15 protein-coding genes are annotated in these 18,023 nt (G+C 37.7%); 8 read left to right on the forward strand and 7 right to left on the reverse strand.

Annotation, left to right across the window (positions count from 1 at the left end):
• Positions 1–67: 67 nt before the first annotated feature.
• Positions 68–1,357 carry an aminopeptidase PepB gene (gene pepB / locus H4J62_RS01895; protein ID WP_182175393.1) on the reverse strand — a complete coding sequence of 430 codons (1,290 nt, stop codon included), beginning with the start codon at positions 1,355–1,357 and terminating at the stop codon, positions 68–70.
• A 348-nt stretch (positions 1,358–1,705) separates the two neighbouring features.
• On the opposite strand from pepB, the gene sfsA reads away from it, so the two are divergent.
• The 7 genes from sfsA (at position 1,706) to panC (ending at position 7,991) form a co-directional block, all read left to right on the forward strand.
• Positions 1,706–2,446 carry a DNA/RNA nuclease SfsA gene (gene sfsA / locus H4J62_RS01900; protein ID WP_182215592.1) on the forward strand — a complete coding sequence of 247 codons (741 nt, stop codon included), beginning with the start codon at positions 1,706–1,708 and terminating at the stop codon, positions 2,444–2,446.
• A 319-nt stretch (positions 2,447–2,765) separates the two neighbouring features.
• Positions 2,766–3,206 (forward strand): RNA polymerase-binding protein DksA, encoded by a 441-nt coding sequence (gene dksA, locus H4J62_RS01905; RefSeq protein WP_182175389.1) that lies wholly within the window; start codon positions 2,766–2,768, stop codon positions 3,204–3,206.
• A 39-nt stretch (positions 3,207–3,245) separates the two neighbouring features.
• Positions 3,246–4,172, forward strand: a complete 927-nt coding sequence (gluQRS, locus tag H4J62_RS01910) for a tRNA glutamyl-Q(34) synthetase GluQRS (protein ID WP_182215593.1) — start codon at positions 3,246–3,248, stop codon at positions 4,170–4,172.
• Positions 4,173–4,376: 204 nt separating this feature from the next.
• On the forward strand, positions 4,377–5,759 hold the full coding sequence (gene pcnB, locus H4J62_RS01915) for a polynucleotide adenylyltransferase PcnB (protein ID WP_182215628.1): 1,383 nt from the start codon (positions 4,377–4,379) through the stop codon (positions 5,757–5,759).
• Positions 5,759–6,250, forward strand: coding sequence for a 2-amino-4-hydroxy-6-hydroxymethyldihydropteridine diphosphokinase (gene folK, locus H4J62_RS01920; protein WP_182215595.1), 492 nt, complete (start codon positions 5,759–5,761; stop codon positions 6,248–6,250). Before pcnB ends, folK begins: the two co-directional genes overlap by 1 nt.
• 80 nt (positions 6,251–6,330) lie before the next feature.
• Entirely contained in the window at positions 6,331–7,128 is a 798-nt protein-coding gene (gene panB / locus H4J62_RS01925; RefSeq protein WP_182215597.1) for a 3-methyl-2-oxobutanoate hydroxymethyltransferase, read from the forward strand.
• A gap of 17 nt (positions 7,129–7,145) precedes the next feature.
• The gene (gene panC / locus H4J62_RS01930; RefSeq protein WP_182215599.1) at positions 7,146–7,991 is read left to right on the forward strand and encodes a pantoate--beta-alanine ligase; all 846 of its coding nucleotides are present in this window, start codon (positions 7,146–7,148) and stop codon (positions 7,989–7,991) included.
• 105 nt (positions 7,992–8,096) lie between these two features.
• Here panC and H4J62_RS01935 read toward each other — a convergent pair whose 3' ends face one another.
• The 5 genes from H4J62_RS01935 to H4J62_RS01955 form a co-directional block, all read right to left on the reverse strand.
• Positions 8,097–8,234, reverse strand: a complete 138-nt coding sequence (locus H4J62_RS01935; protein WP_157470960.1) for a hypothetical protein — start codon at positions 8,232–8,234, stop codon at positions 8,097–8,099.
• Between the two features lie 254 nt (positions 8,235–8,488).
• Complete coding sequence (gene panP, locus H4J62_RS01940; protein ID WP_182215601.1) at positions 8,489–10,117, reverse strand: pyridoxal-dependent aspartate 1-decarboxylase PanP; 1,629 nt, start codon at positions 10,115–10,117, stop codon at positions 8,489–8,491.
• A 407-nt stretch (positions 10,118–10,524) separates the two neighbouring features.
• A complete protein-coding gene (locus H4J62_RS01945; protein WP_182215602.1) occupies positions 10,525–11,247 on the reverse strand; it encodes a tRNA (guanosine(46)-N(7))-methyltransferase TrmB in 723 nt (240 codons plus the stop codon).
• Entirely contained in the window at positions 11,247–12,020 is a 774-nt protein-coding gene (locus tag H4J62_RS01950; RefSeq protein ID WP_182215604.1) for an ABC transporter permease, read from the reverse strand. The genes H4J62_RS01945 and H4J62_RS01950 overlap by 1 nt, the downstream gene beginning before the upstream one ends.
• Position 12,021: 1 nt before the next feature.
• Complete coding sequence (locus tag H4J62_RS01955) at positions 12,022–12,957, reverse strand: ABC transporter ATP-binding protein (RefSeq protein ID WP_182215606.1); 936 nt, start codon at positions 12,955–12,957, stop codon at positions 12,022–12,024.
• Positions 12,958–13,124: 167 nt separating this feature from the next.
• Here H4J62_RS01955 and H4J62_RS01960 point away from each other — a divergent pair, with 167 nt between their 5' ends.
• Positions 13,125–15,452: a S9 family peptidase gene (locus tag H4J62_RS01960; protein WP_182215607.1), complete on the forward strand. Its 2,328-nt coding sequence runs from the start codon at positions 13,125–13,127 to the stop codon at positions 15,450–15,452.
• A 156-nt stretch (positions 15,453–15,608) separates the two neighbouring features.
• On the opposite strand, the gene H4J62_RS01965 is transcribed toward H4J62_RS01960, so the two are convergent.
• On the reverse strand, positions 15,609–18,023 hold the full coding sequence (locus tag H4J62_RS01965; protein ID WP_182215609.1) for an EAL domain-containing protein: 2,415 nt from the start codon (positions 18,021–18,023) through the stop codon (positions 15,609–15,611).

Consider the following 18,023-nt stretch of genomic DNA (forward strand, 5'->3'; position numbering starts at 1 on the left):
TGCCTAAAAAAAAGCACAATAATGTTCATTATTGTGCTTTATATCGATTAACACGTCACATTAAAAATTACTTAATTAACTCAGCGATCGTGGCAATACCTAAGCCAGTCCCTCCGGCACTAAACAGGCTAGTGCTACTGCCATTATAAGCCGTCGCTAAATCGAAATGTAACCAACCTGCTCCTTCATTGTCGACAAATCTAGATAAAAATCCCGCAGCATTACTTGCACCGCCAGCACCGCCACCCGGTACAGGTCGACTGTTTGCCGTATCTGCAAATTCAGATGGACATTTATCTTGATGCCAAACGGCTAAAGGAAATTGCCATATTGGCTCATTCACTTGCTCTGCGGCTTTTTTCGCTTGCTCTGCAGCTTGGTTGTCTAAAGTAAATAAAGCATTGTATTCACCACCAGTAGCCATTACCGCCGCACCTGTTAGTGTTGCTGCGTCAATAATAAGAGGCGCCTTAGTTTCGCTTGCTGCTAATAAACCGTCAGCCAGTACTATGCGACCTTCAGCGTCGGTGTTAGCGACTTCCATCGTTACACCGTTTTTATAAGTTAAAATATCGCCCAACTTATAAGCATCGTTACTGACCATATTTTCAGCACAACATAAAAATAACTTAACGCGTTTATTTAGACCTTGTCTAATGGCTAATGCCATAGCTCCCGCAACCACTGCAGCACCGCCCATATCACATTTCATGTCAAACATTCCTGCGTTTGACTTTAAGCTGTAACCGCCACTGTCAAAAGTGATACCTTTACCGACTAAACAAGCAGATACAGCCGCATCAGGATCGCCTGTTGGGTTAAAATCAACTTCTAATAAACACGGCGGATTAATACTGCCTTTACCAACATTATAAATGCCCACCCAGCCTTGCTGTTGCAATTCATCGCCAGAGATAATATTGCTGGTGACATAAGCAGGTGCTTGAGCATTAATATAATCTGCTGCTAACTCAGCCAATTTAAGCGGATATAGCTCAGAAGGTGTTTGATTAATTAAATCACGGCTCCAGGCAAAAACAGCTAATTTGTCGTTCAAACTGTTGATACATTCGCTGCTACCGGTAAATTCAACGTTAGTTAATTTTCCGACACAAGTAAAACCGAGTGCAAAACTCCATTGAGTATTAGCTTGCCAGTTATCACCAGATAAACGTGCATGCTTAACGCCAAGTTTCTCAATGCTACGTGCTGCTTTTTGAATCTGTCTTAAGGGGCTACCACTTGAATCTTTCAAACAGATATGAAGTTCGTTATCAACATACTGAACAAGGTTGTCACTTTGCCAATTATTACTACTACTTTGCTTTGATAAATGAATATTTGTTACTTGGGTCATAAACTATCCTGAAGATCATAAATTAATACGACTTAGTTTATACTCATCATCAAGCAAAGCCGATATTTTTTGAAAAGTAGTTATTTAATTAATGTAAACCTAGCCAAACCTCAGCTTTAAACGAGGGCGTTCAGCAGGGAAAATGGATTATTTAACGGTATAATACTGCGATTTTCTTGTTGTACTTTTTAACGACAGCACCAAAACATCTAAGAAATATTTTATCAAAACGGCTAACTTTGCAATAATTTTAGCGAGTATTGTTGGCCAATTAAGTACCACTAACAAAAGTTAGCGGTTTGTCAGTACATAACGTAACATTAATAAAACTTATCATTTATTTTTCCAATGAACATAAATCTTAAAAAAGCGATTTTAATCAAACGTTATAAACGTTTCCTTGCAGATATCATATTAGAAGATGGCACTGAAACAACACTTCATGTCGCCAATACAGGTGCTATGACCGGTTGTGCTACAGAAAAAGATACTGTCTGGTATAGTACTTCCGATAATAAAAAACGTAAGTATCCTTACAGTTGGGAAATCACTCAAACACAGAATGATCATTTTATATGTGTAAATACCCTACGTGCCAACCAATTAGTTGAAGAAGCACTGACTAATAGAACAATTAGTGAACTGCACAACTATAAAACGTTAAAACGAGAAGTAAAATACGGTGATGAAAATAGTAAAATCGACTTCTTACTTACTGACGAAAACGATGTGTTAACTTATATAGAAGTTAAAAGTGTTACCCTGCTAGGTGATGGCTCTATAAGTAAGCAAGGCTACTTTCCTGATGCAGTCACGCTTCGTGGCCAGAAGCATTTACGTGAACTCATGCAAATGAAACAACAAGGTCATCGAGCTATTTTGTTATTTGCTGTACTTCATAGTGGGATTGAAAGCGTTATGGCCGCACAGCATATTGACGCTAAATATGCAGAACTTCTATCACAGGCTAAGGAGCAGGGTGTTGAGGTTATTGCTTACAAAGTAAGCTTTAAGCAAGATATCAGCAACATTCAAATGACTTTGGTCGACGCCTTGCCGGTAAAATTAGCGGAAAATGTAACGGATTAACCAAAAAAAAGAGTTAAATACATTGACTCACCCTAACAAAAATTGTTAAAAAAGCTTGCTCAAAAATAAATTGTTAAAAAATAGTATACAAAAATATTTCCACTTTTCCGAACGAACCCATAACCGTTTGATTTAAAAGAAGAATAATTATTTTTTAAGTTAATTGTAACGAAAGCCTTGAATTATGATTCGTGCAACGCAATATAGACTGGGTATTTCAGGTCTATTTATTATTGGCAATTGCAACCACGGGTGTAGCTTTTAATGAAAGAGCAACAACTTCGCCATGTAGGTCGATGTAGCATTTAGGAGAATAAGCATGCCAGCCAAAAAAGTACTAGGTATTTTAGCATTAGCGGGCGTATCGCCGTACGCAGAGAAAGCCAACGAAGAGTACATGAACGCTGCTCAATTAGAGCATTTCAAGAAAATTCTTGATGCTTGGCGAGTGCAGCTTCGCGAAGAAGTTGACCGCACAGTTATGCATATGCAAGACGAAGCAGCAAACTTCCCTGATCCGGTTGACCGAGCAGCTCAAGAAGAAGAGTTCAGTTTAGAGCTACGCACACGAGATCGTGAACGTAAACTCATTAAAAAAATTGAAAAAACATTACAATTGATTGAAGAAGATGAATTTGGCTTCTGTGATTCATGTGGTATTGAAATTGGCATTCGTCGTCTAGAAGCGCGCCCAACTGCTGATTTATGTATTGAATGTAAAACACTTGCTGAGATTAAAGAACGCCAATTAGCAGGTTAGTTGCTTGATTAAATGATATTACGTTAACGTATTCATTATATGAATCACGACAAAATTAATATTACGCGGCCACAATATTTGAGTAAATCTACGACTCAATATCGTGGCCGTTTTGCTCCATCCCCTTCGGGCTTCCTTCATTTTGGCTCTTTAATCGCCGCACTCGCCAGCTATTTACATGCAAAAAATCAGCAAGGTTTATGGTTAGTTCGTATTGAAGATATAGACCCACCCCGTGAAATGCTCGGCGCCAGTGCTGCAATTTTAACAACACTGGATGCTTATGGACTCCACTGGGACGAACCTGTTTTATATCAAAGTCAGCAAAGCGATTTATATCGTGACGTTTTAAAACAATTAGCAGAGCAAAAACTCACTTACCACTGCCAATGTACACGCGCTGAAATCAAGGCCCAGGGCGGGGTTTATCAAGGTCAGTGCAGAAATAAAAATCATCCGCAAACAAATAGTGCTACGCGGTTATGTAATCTCCACGGTATTTATCACTATCATGATTTAATACAAGGTGATTATTTTTGTCCGCAACAGCTTGCCAAAGAAGACTTTATTTTAGCCAGAAAAGATGGGCTATTTGCTTATCAACTTGCTGTTGTGGTCGATGATATTTATCAAAATATTAGCCATGTTATTCGAGGCTGTGATTTACTTGATCCGACAGTAAGGCAGTTAAGTTTTTATCAACAATTAGGTTATCAAGCGCCACAATTTGGCCATATTCCATTAGCCGTTGATGCTACTGGTTTTAAACTCAGTAAACAAAACAAAGCTCCTGCCATTGATAATAACAATCCAACCCCCTCCTTAATCGCAGCCCTTAATTTTCTAGGGCAACATCCACCCAAAGACCTTTATGCTTATTCTGCCACGCAAATAATAGAGTGGGCGATAGAAAACTGGTCTACAGATGCGATCCCTAAGCAGCAAGAAATAGCATTTTGTCAGTAATATTCAAGTAAAACGGGTGTTTGTTGAATTTTCAAACGTTTTATATTCTCTTTTATTGCCCCGTGATATATTATTGTAGCCAATAAAAAAGTGAAACGTAGCATTACAAGATGTTTCAACTTCCCACATTATCCAATCAAGGCCAGTATTATCAAAAGTGTTATCAACTTGTGTAAAAGAGTATTAGGTAAAGCCTCAAAAAAAATGGCTAAAAGCTCAACTAAAATTCAGCCGACCTCAGGCTCTACTGTTTTAACACGCGACCAGCATAATGTTTCTCGTAAGAAAATGAGCAACAACGCTTTAAAAGTGCTTTACCGCTTAAATAGTGGTGGCTATGACGCCTATTTAGTCGGTGGTGGTGTACGTGATTTATTATTGGGTTTAGAGCCAAAAGACTTTGATATAGCGACCAATGCGACTCCTGAACAAATTAAAGATTTATTTCGCAATTGTCGATTAATAGGTCGCCGTTTCCGGTTAGCTCATATTGTTTTTGGCCGTGAAATTATTGAAGTAGCAACATTCCGTGGCCACCATGAAAATGCGCCAGAGAAAGAGCAAAGTTGCCAAAAGACTTCAAAACAAAGTGAAGACGGCATGTTACTGCGTGATAATATTTATGGCTCTATCGAAGAAGATGCTGAACGTCGTGACTTTACCATTAACGCACTTTACTACAGTGCAAAAGATTTTAAAGTTCATGATTTTGCTAACGGTATTGGCGACATTAACGCTAAATTAATCCGTTTGATTGGTGATCCTGAAACACGATATCGTGAAGATCCGGTTCGTATGCTACGTGCAATTAGATTTGCAACTAAGCTAGATATGACCATTAGCCCAGAAACAGAAGCGCCAATTGCTGAATTAGCTCCTTTAATGGCAAACATACCTCCGGCAAGAATGTTCGAAGAATTTTTAAAGTTATTTATTGCCGGCAAAGCGCAACTTACTTTTCAGCAGTTAAGAAAGTATGATTTATTTCGCTATTTTTTCCCAGCAACTGACCAAATGCTAAGTAAAGGCAATCATCCACATATTGAACGTTTTATCGTTCAAGCACTGGAAAATACCGATAGCCGCATTAATAATGAACAACGCGTCACCCCAGCATTCTTATTTGCCGCTATGCTTTGGTATCCACTGCAAAGTCATGTTGAGCGTTTACGTAGTGCACAACCACAGCTGTCACCCCAAGATGTATTTTTTGCTGCTTTAAGCGAAATAATGTCTGAACAACAGCGCAGTATAGGTATCCCTAAACGTTTTCAGGCAGTAATGAAAGACATATGGATCCTGCAAGATAAGCTAAGTCGTAGAGATGGTAAACGTGCTTATAAGGCGTTAGAACATCAGAAATTCCGTGCGGGATATGATTTTCTTTTACTGAGAGCCCAAATAGAAGCAACACCTGAAAACCCAGCATTAGAAGAGTTAGCAAAGTGGTGGACTGACTTTCAAGTGAATGACCACAACACGCAAGAATTGATGATAAAAAGTATTGCCCAATCACGAACTAGCAGCCGAAGAAGTCCTAGAAAACGTCGAGTTGTTCGCGAAGACAAATCGAGCAGTACTGATTAATGGCGTTAGTCTATGTAGGATTAGGCAGTAACTTGTCTAATCCTCAAAAACAAATAGAACTTGCAGTTGCGTCCTTAACACAAATAAAAAACACCACACTCGACGGTGTTTCTTCGCTGTATTTTAGCCGCCCAATGGGACCACAAGACCAACCTGATTATATGAATGCTGTTGCCTTGTTAAGAACTGACCTAAATCCTTTAGATTTACTCAACGAATTACAAGCCATCGAAAATAATGCCGGTCGTGTTCGAAAAGATAATCGCTGGGGAGCACGTATTCTCGATTTAGATATGCTTTTATTCGATAATGAAACCATTAACCACGAACGCTTAACCGTGCCTCATTATGGCTTAGAGCTTCGTGAGTTTGTCTTGCTACCACTTGCAGAGTTATCACCTAAGCTAACACTCCCCAATGGCAAGCCTGTTTTAGCATTAAGCCAAGCAATTTCGACAAACGGGTTAAAAATTCATAGCAAGTTGCGCTAATTTAACAATTATGCGAAAGTACGCCCACTCAAATACGCTCTCTGAGTATTTACTCAAACCTTAAAAATTTTGGACTAAATATGGCTAAGATAACCACATCAACTTTGCTAAAAATGAAACAGCAAGGTGAAAAAATTTCTACCATCACCGCATATGATGCAAGTTTTGCAAAACTATTCGATCAAGCGGGTATTCACGCTATTTTAATTGGCGACTCATTGGGTATGGTTTTACAAGGCCAAGATGACACATTACCTGTTGATATAGACCATATGGCTTATCATACACAATCGGTAAAGCGTGGTGTTACTGACACCCTCATCATTAGTGATATGCCTTTTATGACATATGCCACTAAAGAGCAAGCTTTCACTAACGCGGCAAAACTTATGCAAGCCGGTGCAAGCATGGTAAAGATGGAAGGTGGTGAATGGCTAGTTGATACAATTAAAGGCCTAGTAGAGCGCGGTATTCCAGTCTGTGCTCACTTGGGCTTAACACCACAATCTGTTAATGTATTTGGTGGGTTTAAAGTACAAGGCCGTGAAAAATCACAAGCAGATAAAATGATCGCCGACGCTAAGTTACTTGAAGCGGCTGGCGCGCAATTGTTAGTTTTAGAATGTATACCTTGTGATTTAGGTAAAGCGATTTCTACTGCTGTTTCAATCCCAACTATTGGTATTGGTGCAGGTAAAGATACCGATGGTCAAATCTTGGTGATGCACGATGCTTTGGGTATTTCCTGTAGCTATATGCCGAAGTTTTCACGTAATTTTTTGATCGATACTGGTGACATTAAAAAAGCCATTGAGTTATACATTAGCGAAGTCTCCGATGGAAATTTCCCTGGTGACGAACATATTTTTGTTAAATAGATTGTAAAATACCCTATATGAAAATAGTAAATGAGATTATCGAATTACGCCAACAAGTCACTAAATGGCGTAAACAAGGTTTAAAAATAGCGTTTGTCCCTACCATGGGCAATTTACACGCTGGGCATATAGCTTTAGTAACAGAGGCTCATCGTCACGCCGACAAAGTGGTTGCCAGTATATTTGTTAATCCTATGCAATTTGGCGCCAATGAAGATATTGACAATTACCCGCGCACGCTCGACAACGATCAACAGCAATTAGTCTCTGCTAATACTGATTTACTCTTTATTCCATCAGCTCAAATGATTTATCCTAAAGGGCTAGATAAGCAGACTTATGTTGATGTACCCAATGTATCTGTTGGTTACTGTGGAGAAAGCCGCCCAGGACACTTTCGTGGTGTTGCGACGGTTGTGTGTAAACTGTTTAATTTAGTACAACCAGACATCGCGTGTTTTGGGTTAAAAGACTATCAGCAAGTCCAAGTGATAAAAACTATGGTTGAAGACCTTTCAATGGCTATTGATATAATTGCTGTCGATACGGTTCGCGAAAAAAGTGGCTTAGCAATGAGTTCGAGAAACGGTTATTTAACGCCGGAACAACTTGCAATCGCACCAGCACTTGCAAAAAGCATTCAATGGCTAGCACAGCAAATAAAGTCTGATCACGACTTTAGTGGTCTGATCAAACAAGCCACACATTTGATTAATAATGCCGGTATGAAGACTGACTATATTGATATTTGTCATGCAAGAACACTGCAACCCGCCAATAAAGATGATAAAGAATTAGTGATCCTCGCCGCTGCCCATTGTGGTAAAGCAAGGTTAATCGATAATTTACAAGTTTTCCTGTAATAATTATTTACTGCTCGTATTAATCAATAAAGATCAAAAAAGCCGAATGTTATTTTCATAACGTTCGGCTTTTTAGTATTTACTGTGCTAAAACGCGACAAAAATTTATTCGTATGAGCGTTCTAACCATTGAATTTGCGATTGCAATTCTAAAATTTCTTTTTGCGCTTCAATTAAGGCTTGTTGAACCGATGAAATGTCAGCGTGATTGTGTTCAGATACTTCTACTGGAGTTTTTCTCATGTCGTATTCCATAATTATTACCACCACAAAATGTAATCGTGCATGAATTATTACACAACAACTTTCATAAAGAAAATAACATTTATAGATCTAAATGAAACTTTATAGAACAAAAATTCATTAAAAATATATATATCCTTACTTAACAGTGAGTTAGATAATGTTTTTTAGAAAGATAAATAATAAAACGAAAGAAATAACTTACACAACGAAAGTATAAGTAAAACATTTCAAGCAGAATTACAAAATATAAGCTAAGTTAAAGACAACAAATCAGGTAGAAAGGTTTCACTTTCTTGAGCCAATTCAAGTTGCTCGACTAGCACATCATTAAGAATTTCATTGGAGGTTAATGGATTCGCCAATACAACACGAAAAACCACAGTTTTACGACCTTGATAACGCTGCACTTCAATACGCGTGCGTGAAACAAATGATTTACCATTTTCACGTTGACGTTTTTGAATAAATTTAGTCAGGTCATCGAGTAAATAATTAATCTTATCTTGTTGTTCTGCTGAACTATTTGCTAATAAGTTTTGCACCGCTTTTGGATTGTAGCGATAGGTTAATAAACATAACTCTGGTTCAGTTATTAACTCAAAGTCAGCATGCTGATTAATGCGTTCTGCAAAATACCGTGCTCTGTCAATTCCTTGGTTAATCAACATTTCATAACCAGGTCGACTGATAATATGTAAGCTTGCATAAACCAACATCGCCATACCGGGTCTTGAACCCTCCAAGGTATGTGAGCCTAAATCTTTTGAACCTTTACGTAAAATATATTCTGCATGGTGTTCAATAGAAGCCACAGAAGCCGGATTTTTAAACACCACCAGGCCTGCCCCCATAGGCACATACATTTGCTTGTGAGCATCGATAGTTACTGAATCAGCGCGTTCGATACCCTTAAGCAGTGGACGATATTTATTTGATAATAACGTCGCACCACCCCATGCAGCATCGACATGAAAGTGTGTTTGAAACTCTTCAGCAATATCAGCCATTTTATCTAATGGATCAATGTTACCTGTTTCTGTCGTACCAGCAACGCCAACAATACTTAATACGCGGATGTTTCTTTGTTTCAACTCAAGACATTTTTCACGCAATTTCTGGCAATCAATGCGGTTATTGCCATCGGTAGGAATTGATATCACGCTGTCCTGACCAATCCCTAGGATATCAGCAGACTTCTTTAATGAATAATGGCCACGGTCAGACACTAAAATCACTAAGCCATCATATTTATAATGTTTTAATGCGTTAAATAAGCCTTCTCGTGCAATACCTTTGAAATCACCATCAGCTTTCAACAAATTATTACGCGCGACCCAAAAGGCCGTTAAATTGGCGACAGTGCCACCAGAACAGAAGGCACCTAATGAATGGTTAGCACTGTGCATCCATTGCTCATAAAAATGGTCATTATCTTTATAAACCAAACGATGCATCATACCTAACACTTGACGTTCAAGTGGGGTAAATGCTTTTGATGTTTCAATTTTGACTAAATTCTGATTTAAACCCACCATCAATTTAGAAAGCGGTAAAATAAAGTAAGGTAAAGCTGAAGTCATATGACCAATAAAACTTGGGCTTGATGTATGCACTGATTGTGCAACAACTTTATCTAAAATATGACGAGTATGATCAGAAACAAAACTAGGTTCTTCGGGAATTGCAGAGCTAGCGAAATCTTTTTCAATTTCGCTTAAGGCACGTTCTTTAGCAGCAATATGATTACCTAAAAAACCAGCAAGATTTTCTGATATTTCTTTTTCGATTAGCCCCAACGTCGAATCAGGTGCTTCCGGAATTGTAAAAATACTGTGTAAAGACTCTTGAGTCGCTTTTGCTGTGCGCTTATTCGTCGTCATACCTTGCCGCTGTAACCATGTTGGTAAGTAAACATAAAACGGCACTTTAATAAAAAATGACTGAAATGTCTTGTACTTTATTTTTATCTACCAGAGAAAAGTCCAGCAATAAAGTCACTACATAATGGTTGCTGCGTAAACTAGCGCTAATTCTACAAGTGCTAAAGTACTCAACGCCATCATTAATACATTCTTTTTAATTAAATTATTCATCTTCAATATCCTTTTTGATTGAGTATTATTACTCATTAATCAAAAAGTAATCAAGATCTAAGCCATATACGTTAAAGAGTTGATTTTTAATGAAAATAAAATTTAATTTCAAATCATTATTTACTGCTCATTAAATAAATTAGCGAGTTTCACTAACTTATTGTCAATTTTGCTAAGCAGCATAGTTAATAAAATTAAATAAAAGGTAGATATTCACGATTGAGCAATAACTGCCAGCAAGGTTGACCACTCGCTTTATATTTTGCTTCAAATGGCGTTAAAGGCTCTTCATTAGTAATCGCACTAATATCACCTAAAATACCCGCTACATCGGCAGCAAATTGAAACTCTTCTAAGTATAATCGCCAGTTACTGCGCAGAATAATTTGTTCACCAATATTAATAATTTGTGGGAATACCGCACTACCATGCCAACGCCTTTGAATATGTTTAGATTTAGGCCAAGGATTGGGATACAAAATATAATGTTTATTTACTGGCCAATTCGCTTGGTCAACTAAACGATAAAAATCATTCAAATTTGCTCTAACTAAATGGAAATTCTCAATTTTAGAGCCATCGTCATGGAGAAGTTCATCAACATTACGATTAATGCGATGCGCTGACTTATCTACACCAATCACTAAAGCCTGCGGATTTTGTTTGGCTAAAATACGTGTACTTTGCCCAACACCACAGCACGAGTCTAAAATAATATCCCCTTGATGGGCCTTCACTAAAACATCCATTTCGGCAAACGCTTGCTCGGTATGTGCTTGAAAAGGCTTTTGTGAGCGGTGCTGTAAATGTTTTTCAACAATTTCTTCAAGTTTTTCATGAATGCCAGGTTGATTAGTGATGATAACTCTTGAATCACCCGTCACGCTGACATCCTCTTTATCGATATTGATAGTCATTAGCTACGTAGCCCTATTCCTTTGGTGATAAGTGTCATGGCAATCGCATATAAGGTAATAATAAATGCCCCTAATACAGAGAATGCTAATGTTAGACTCACATCACTGATGCCTAAAAATCCGTACCTAAAAGCATTGACCATATAAACGATAGGATTTAATTGTGAAACACCTTGCCAAAAATCAGGGAGTAAACTGATTGAATAAAATACACCACCAAGATACGTTAATGGCGTTAAAATAAACGTTGGTATAATGGATATATCATCGAAACTACCAGCGAAAATAGCGTTAATCAAACCGCCTAAGGCAAACGTGGCTGACGTTAAACTAACCGTGGCAATAATCACCCAAATATTATGAATTTGAATATCAACAAACAATAAAGAGACTAAAGTCACTATCGTACCCACCAACATACCACGTGCCATACCGCCACCGACATAACCGGCAACAATCACCCAATTTGGTACCGGTGCAACCAGCATTTCTTCAACATTACGTTGCCATTTAGCACTAAAAAATGACGAGGCGACATTTGAATATGAATTGGTAATGACACTCATCATGATTAAGCCAGGCACAATGAACGACATATAATCAAACCCGCCCATTTGTCCAATGCGCGAACCAATAAGTTCACCAAAAATAACAAAGTATAAGCTAATGGTAATAGCCGGAGGGACCAATGTTTGTACCCATATACGCGTAAAACGATTGATTTCTTTATATAAGATGCTTTTCAGAGCAATAAAATTACTTTTTGATGACATACTATTTATTCTCCTGTTTAACTTTTTGCCCACTACCCACGAGACTGACGAATAACTCTTCTAGGCGATTACTTTTATTGCGCATACTACGAACATTAATATTTTGTCCGTTAAGCTGGCTAAAAATATCATTAATAAGTTGCGACTTTTTCACATCAACTTCTAAGGTGTGGTCGTCAATCAACCGACAAGTGAAGGCATCAAGCTCTGGCGCATTAGTTACGGAGTCGATATCAAAGACGATTGTTTCTTGGTCTAATTTTGACAGCAAAGATTTCATATCAGTATCTTCAACGATCACACCTGAGTCAATAATGGCAATATTTCGACAAAGCATTTCAGCTTCTTCCAAATAATGGGTCGTTAAAATGATCGTAATACCCTGCTTGTTTAATTCACGTAAGAAAATCCACATTGAGCGACGAAGTTCAATATCAACACCAGCAGTAGGTTCATCAAGAATAAGTACCTGCGGTTCATGCATTAGCGCTCTTGCAATCATCAGGCGACGTTTCATTCCTCCTGAAAGCATACGACCTGCATCGTTACGCTTGTCCCATAGATCGAGTTTTTTCAGGTACTTTTCAGCGCGTTTAAATGCTAAAGAACGTTCAACACCATAGTAACCGGCTTGATTAACTAAAATAGTTAACAAGGTTTCGAATTGATTAAAGTTAAACTCTTGTGGGACTAGACCTAAATAGCTCTTGGCTTGTTCAAGTTCTTTATCGATATCATGGCCAAAAACCTTAACACTACCTGCGGTTTTATTAACCAAAGAGGTGATGATACCTATGGTTGTCGACTTACCTGCGCCATTAGGACCAAGTAAAGCAAAAAAATCACCTTGTTTAACCGTAAGATCGATACCTTTAAGTGCAGTAAAACCACCTTTATAAACTTTTTTTAAGCCAGAAATTTCTAGTGCGTTATCCATGGTTCAACCTTTTGTTTTTTGATGTGCAATAGGTGAGGTCAAATTTACTTTTTTCAACCGCTAAGCGATCATTTAAATACGGTAAAAGTGACAAAATAGTCGACCAACAGCATTGCCAATTAATTGTATACAATTTAAAGTGATTGTACGCAAATTAAGGAAATATTATGCCTAAAATAAAAATAACTCGTTGGCTATGCTCAACCGCATTGACCACTGCTATTGCAGTATCATTAGCTGCTTGTCAAAACATCACCACAGAAAATACCACAAATACTAACATTAACCTTAAAAAATCAACGCCGTTAACCGTTGAACGTATTTACAAAGAGGGTGAATTTAGCTCAGATTATATTTCTCGCCTACGTTGGTTAGCCGACGGTAGTGGTTACACCATCGTTGAAAAATCAGCAAAAACAAAAACAGATGAAAAAGGCAAAGAAGTCAGCATAGGTCGTGACATCGTTGTTTATAACCCTGAAACCTTACAGCGTTCGGTATTGATTTCGGCACAACAACTGACACCTAAAGGCACTGAAAAGCCATTAGATATAGATAATTACACTTGGTCAGACGACCGTCAAAAATTGCTTATTTATACTAATAGTAAAAAAGTATGGCGTTCAAACAGTCGAGGTGATTATTGGTTATTAGATATAAAAACCAATAAATTAATGCAACTTGGTGGCAAAAATCCCTTAGCAAGCTCATTAATGTTTGCAAAATTTTCACCTAATGCAAGTAAAGTCGCTTACGTGGTTGCAGACAATATTTATGTAGAAAACTTAGCAAATAATAAGGTGTCTCAATTAACATTTGACGCTGGCGATGGAAAAATCAATGGTTTATTTGACTGGGTTTACGAAGAAGAGTTTACCATTAAGGATGGTTTTCGCTGGAGCCCTGACGGTGAAAAAATTGCCTACTGGCAGTTAGACACCAGTGGTAGTAAAGACTTCATTATGATTAATAATACTGACGAACTTTACCCGACCATCACAAAATTCCCTTACCCTAAAGTGGGTGAAACAAATGCATTACCAAAAGTTGGCGTAGTAAATTTAGCGACAACAAAAACTATCTGGGCCAATCTACCCAACAACTCACGCAACATGTATATTCCACGCATGAATTGGTCAGGTAACAGTCAACAAATATTGGTACAGCATGTCAACCGCAAACAAGACACTAATATTCTTTATTTAGCTAACGCTAATACCGGTGATGTCACAACTGTGATGACAGAGCAAGAAGAGACCTTTCTTGATTTCTTTGACGATGCTCGCTGGTTAAACCAAGGCAACAGCTTTTTATGGACTAGTGAACGCAGTGGTTGGCGCCATATTTTCAACATAACACGTGACGGAAAAACCGCTTTAAACTTAACGGAAGGTGACTTTGATGTAATAAGCATTCAAACCATCGACGAAGAAAACGGTTGGTTGTACTACATAGCTTCACCTGAAAATGTTGCACAGCGTTACTTATATCGCAGCAAGCTTGATGGAAGTTTAAGTAATCAACGGGTCACTCCTGAAGAATTTGCTGGTACTAACAGTTACCAAATGTCGGCAGACGGGCAATGGGCGATTCATTCACACTCGACATTTAGCCAACCAACGCAGAAACGTTTAGTGAAAATTGAAGGTCATCAAACCAAACACATGATGATGGACAACAAGGTATTAATCGATAAATTAGCTGAGTTGCCAAAAACAGATCATGAGTTTTTTCAAGTAAAAGCACAAGATGGTGTCGTTTTAGACGGTTATATTATTCGCCCTGCGGATTTTGATCCTAAGAAAAAATATCCTATCATTTTTTATGTTTATGGAGAGTCTTGGGGACAAACGGTTACTGATAGCTGGCGTGGCAGTGCAGCTATGTGGGATCAAATGTTAACTGAACAGGGTTACATAATAGCCTCTATTGATAATCGCGGTACACGCACACCAAAAGGCAGAGAGTGGCGCAAATCAATTTACGGCGCAGTCGGTGTACTTTCTTCACGTGACCAATCTGATGCATTAACAGCAATGGCAAATCGTTGGGACTATATTGATACTGACCATGTTGCTATTTGGGGGCATTCTGGCGGTGGTTCGATGACCTTAAATATGATGTTCCGTTACCCTGAGCAATATCATGTAGGTATTTCTTTAGCACCTGTGCCTGATCAACGTTTATACGATTCTATTTACCAAGAACGCTATTCGGGTTTATTAGCTGACTTTGCCGAAGGTTACAAGCAAGGTTCACCTATTACCCATGCTAAAAACTTGCAAGGTAAGTTACTGCTTATTCATGGCACAGGCGACGATAATGTTCATTACCAAGGCTCTGAACGCCTAATTAATGAATTAGTTAAGCACAACCGTCAGTTTGACTTCATGTCTTACCCGAATCGAAGCCATGGCTTGTACGAAGGCAGTGGCACAACGTTACACATTAAAACCATGATGACTAATTACTTCAATACACACTTAAAGCTGTAGCGGTTAAAATAAAAAAATTATCTGATAAAAAAACAAGGCCTCTTAATGAATGTTAAGAGGCCTTAATATAGGTAAGTCTTGCTAAAAAATATAAGCATTAGCGGTGTTATACAACAAATAATATGATAATAAATAGTAAAACCACAGCAAATAAAGTTACAAAAACCTACCTTTTTTAAGTAATGATTCAAGATCTTTATAAGATAAAGGCTTACTAAATAAATAGCCTTGTAGCTCATCACAATGATGTTTTTGCAAGAATTTTTGCTGTTCTATTAATTCTATACCTTCTGCAATAGTCGACATATTTAAACTCTGAGCCATAGATATAATCGCTAAAACAATTTTATTTGCATCATCACTGTCATTAATATCTTTAATGAATGAGCGATCGATTTTAATGCGATCAATAGGAAAACTTTTTAAGTAACTTAAAGACGAATAACCGGTACCAAAATCATCAATCGACAAGTTAATATTCAATTTTTTTAATTGAGACAATATATTTTCGGTATTCCCCATATTGTCGATGAGACAGCTCTCCGTTAATTCTAATTCTAAATACTGCGCATTAAAGCCAGTATCATTAAGAATTTTTTCAATGTTTTTTATTAATAACTCCTCATTAAATTGAATCGCAGAGACATTAACGCCCAACTTTATTGGTATACCATAGGTTAATTGACATATTTTAATTTGCTGACAGGCCGTTGTTAATATCCACTCTCCTATTTCATTAATCAGCCCCGTTGATTCGGCAATGGGTATAAATTCAGTTGGCGGTATATAACCTTTTACGGGGTGAAGCCAACGAGCAAGGGCCTCTACACCAACTATCTCACTTGTTTGAGCATTAACTTGTGGTTGATAATAAACTTCAATTTCGTTTTTCTCTAACGCGTGTGCTAAATCATTTTCGAAGTGATGTCGCTCTAAAGTTTCTTGATTAATGTGTTTATGATAAAAGCAAACGCCTCTGCCAGATCTTTCTTTAGCCCTTTGCATTGCTGAAGTTGCACAATTAATCAGGGTTTCTGCGGATAAGCCATCGTGTGGGTAAGTACTAACACCAATACTGATCGGCAAAGTAAACGATTCATTTTGAATAGATAATATTTTAGATAAATTAACATTAATGTTATTACACATAAGCTTAATATCGTCTTCTTTATGACGACCTAACCCAGTAACAATAAATTCTGTTCCTGTGTGTCGAGCTATCACCTGCTGCTCATCAATAAAGTACTGTATTCGTTTGGTGATTAATTTTAATAAGTTATTGCCTTCACTAAAGCCAACCAGATCATTTACTGCGTTAAATTTACCTATATTGATAATAATGACCGGGAAAGGCTTCTTTTCAAGCTGTGCTGATAAAATCAGCTCATTTATAATTAAATTTACTTTTTCAGCGTTAGGTAGTTGTGTTGCGTTATCCGTATATATTTTTTGATTGAGTTGTAGCAAATTATTTTTATAAAATTTCACTTTAAAAAACAATAAATACAAAATAATTAACAAAAGTAAGCCAATGGGCAACAGCGGATCTAGCCATAGGTTATAGACGAGCAAGCTCCCTGTTGCGATAACAAAGGTAGCAATAATTAGTCCGGCTAGACTTGTTAAGACAAAAGCAGAGTTCAATAAAGATAAACAGAGAATCGCGAGTAAAACGATTATCGCTGCAAAAGCATACTGACCAAGGTTTGGTATTAAAGTAATCGTTGCATCTGAGAGTAGAGCATTAACAATATGTCCATTAATTTCAACACCAGAAAGTCGTTGGTGAGACATAGATGTCGGTGTAGTAAAGCGCTCTCCAAGTCCTGATGCGGTAACTCCAATCAATATAACTTTATGGTTAAATATAGTGTTGTCAACATCACCACTGAGCACATCGCTATAAGATAAAGTGGGGATATCTATGCTATTAAAAGCGATATTTATTGGTTTTTGTCTTGTCCAAAAGTTTCCTTTTGAAACTTTATCGGGAGCAATAAATTTATTAGGCTGCATAATTTGAGCAAGAGATAATGCAAAACTAGGCCATTTAGCCTGCTGCCAACCGGCATATAAATAGACTTTGCGCATAACACCATCGGTGTCTAATTCAAAATCATTGTGACCTAATACTACCTTGTTTGTTAAAAAAATCGTCGATGGCAAAAGCTCATGAGCGCTAGCATTTTCTTCAAAATTAGGGGATAAAGGCAAAACAATATTAGCCGTATTGGCGATAGCTTTAGCAAATGTGACATCTGATGTTGGCTCGGCTAGGTCCGGATCGACAAATAAGATATCAAAACCAATAGCGGCAGGTTTTGCAGACGCTAATTTATCGACTAGTTGAGCGTGAACTTTACGTGGCCAAGGCCAACGGCCTATTGTTTGAATACTTTTATCATCGATAGCAATAATAACAGCATGATTTTCTTTAACTTGCTTTTGCTTAAGCACAACATCATAAAACAAGGTGTTTAACACATTTTCTGGCGTATAAAAAAATATGAAAAGGAAGCTAATGAGCAGCATTGCCATTAAATTTTTGTCTTTAAATAGTAGCCTAAACAT

It is taken from the genome of Colwellia sp. BRX8-5 (assembly GCF_014077325.1).
GTDB lineage: Bacteria > Pseudomonadota > Gammaproteobacteria > Enterobacterales > Alteromonadaceae > Colwellia_A.

Excerpts from the sequence above, each read along its gene's own strand:
- pepB (WP_182175393.1), bottom strand. The coding sequence starts at position 1,357 with ATGACCCAAGTAACAAATATTCATTTATCAAAGCAAAGTAGTAGTAAT.
- sfsA (WP_182215592.1), top strand. The coding sequence starts at position 1,706 with ATGAACATAAATCTTAAAAAAGCGATTTTAATCAAACGTTATAAACGT.
- dksA (WP_182175389.1), top strand. The coding sequence starts at position 2,766 with ATGCCAGCCAAAAAAGTACTAGGTATTTTAGCATTAGCGGGCGTATCG.
- gluQRS (WP_182215593.1), top strand. The coding sequence starts at position 3,246 with ATGAATCACGACAAAATTAATATTACGCGGCCACAATATTTGAGTAAA.
- pcnB (WP_182215628.1), top strand. The coding sequence starts at position 4,377 with ATGGCTAAAAGCTCAACTAAAATTCAGCCGACCTCAGGCTCTACTGTT.
- folK (WP_182215595.1), top strand. The coding sequence starts at position 5,759 with ATGGCGTTAGTCTATGTAGGATTAGGCAGTAACTTGTCTAATCCTCAA.
- panB (WP_182215597.1), top strand. The coding sequence starts at position 6,331 with ATGGCTAAGATAACCACATCAACTTTGCTAAAAATGAAACAGCAAGGT.
- panC (WP_182215599.1), top strand. The coding sequence starts at position 7,146 with ATGAAAATAGTAAATGAGATTATCGAATTACGCCAACAAGTCACTAAA.
- H4J62_RS01935 (WP_157470960.1), bottom strand. The coding sequence starts at position 8,234 with ATGAGAAAAACTCCAGTAGAAGTATCTGAACACAATCACGCTGACATT.
- panP (WP_182215601.1), bottom strand. The coding sequence starts at position 10,117 with ATGACGACGAATAAGCGCACAGCAAAAGCGACTCAAGAGTCTTTACAC.
- H4J62_RS01945 (WP_182215602.1), bottom strand. The coding sequence starts at position 11,247 with ATGACTATCAATATCGATAAAGAGGATGTCAGCGTGACGGGTGATTCA.
- H4J62_RS01950 (WP_182215604.1), bottom strand. The coding sequence starts at position 12,020 with ATGTCATCAAAAAGTAATTTTATTGCTCTGAAAAGCATCTTATATAAA.
- H4J62_RS01955 (WP_182215606.1), bottom strand. The coding sequence starts at position 12,957 with ATGGATAACGCACTAGAAATTTCTGGCTTAAAAAAAGTTTATAAAGGT.
- H4J62_RS01960 (WP_182215607.1), top strand. The coding sequence starts at position 13,125 with ATGCCTAAAATAAAAATAACTCGTTGGCTATGCTCAACCGCATTGACC.
- H4J62_RS01965 (WP_182215609.1), bottom strand. The coding sequence starts at position 18,023 with ATGTTTAGGCTACTATTTAAAGACAAAAATTTAATGGCAATGCTGCTC.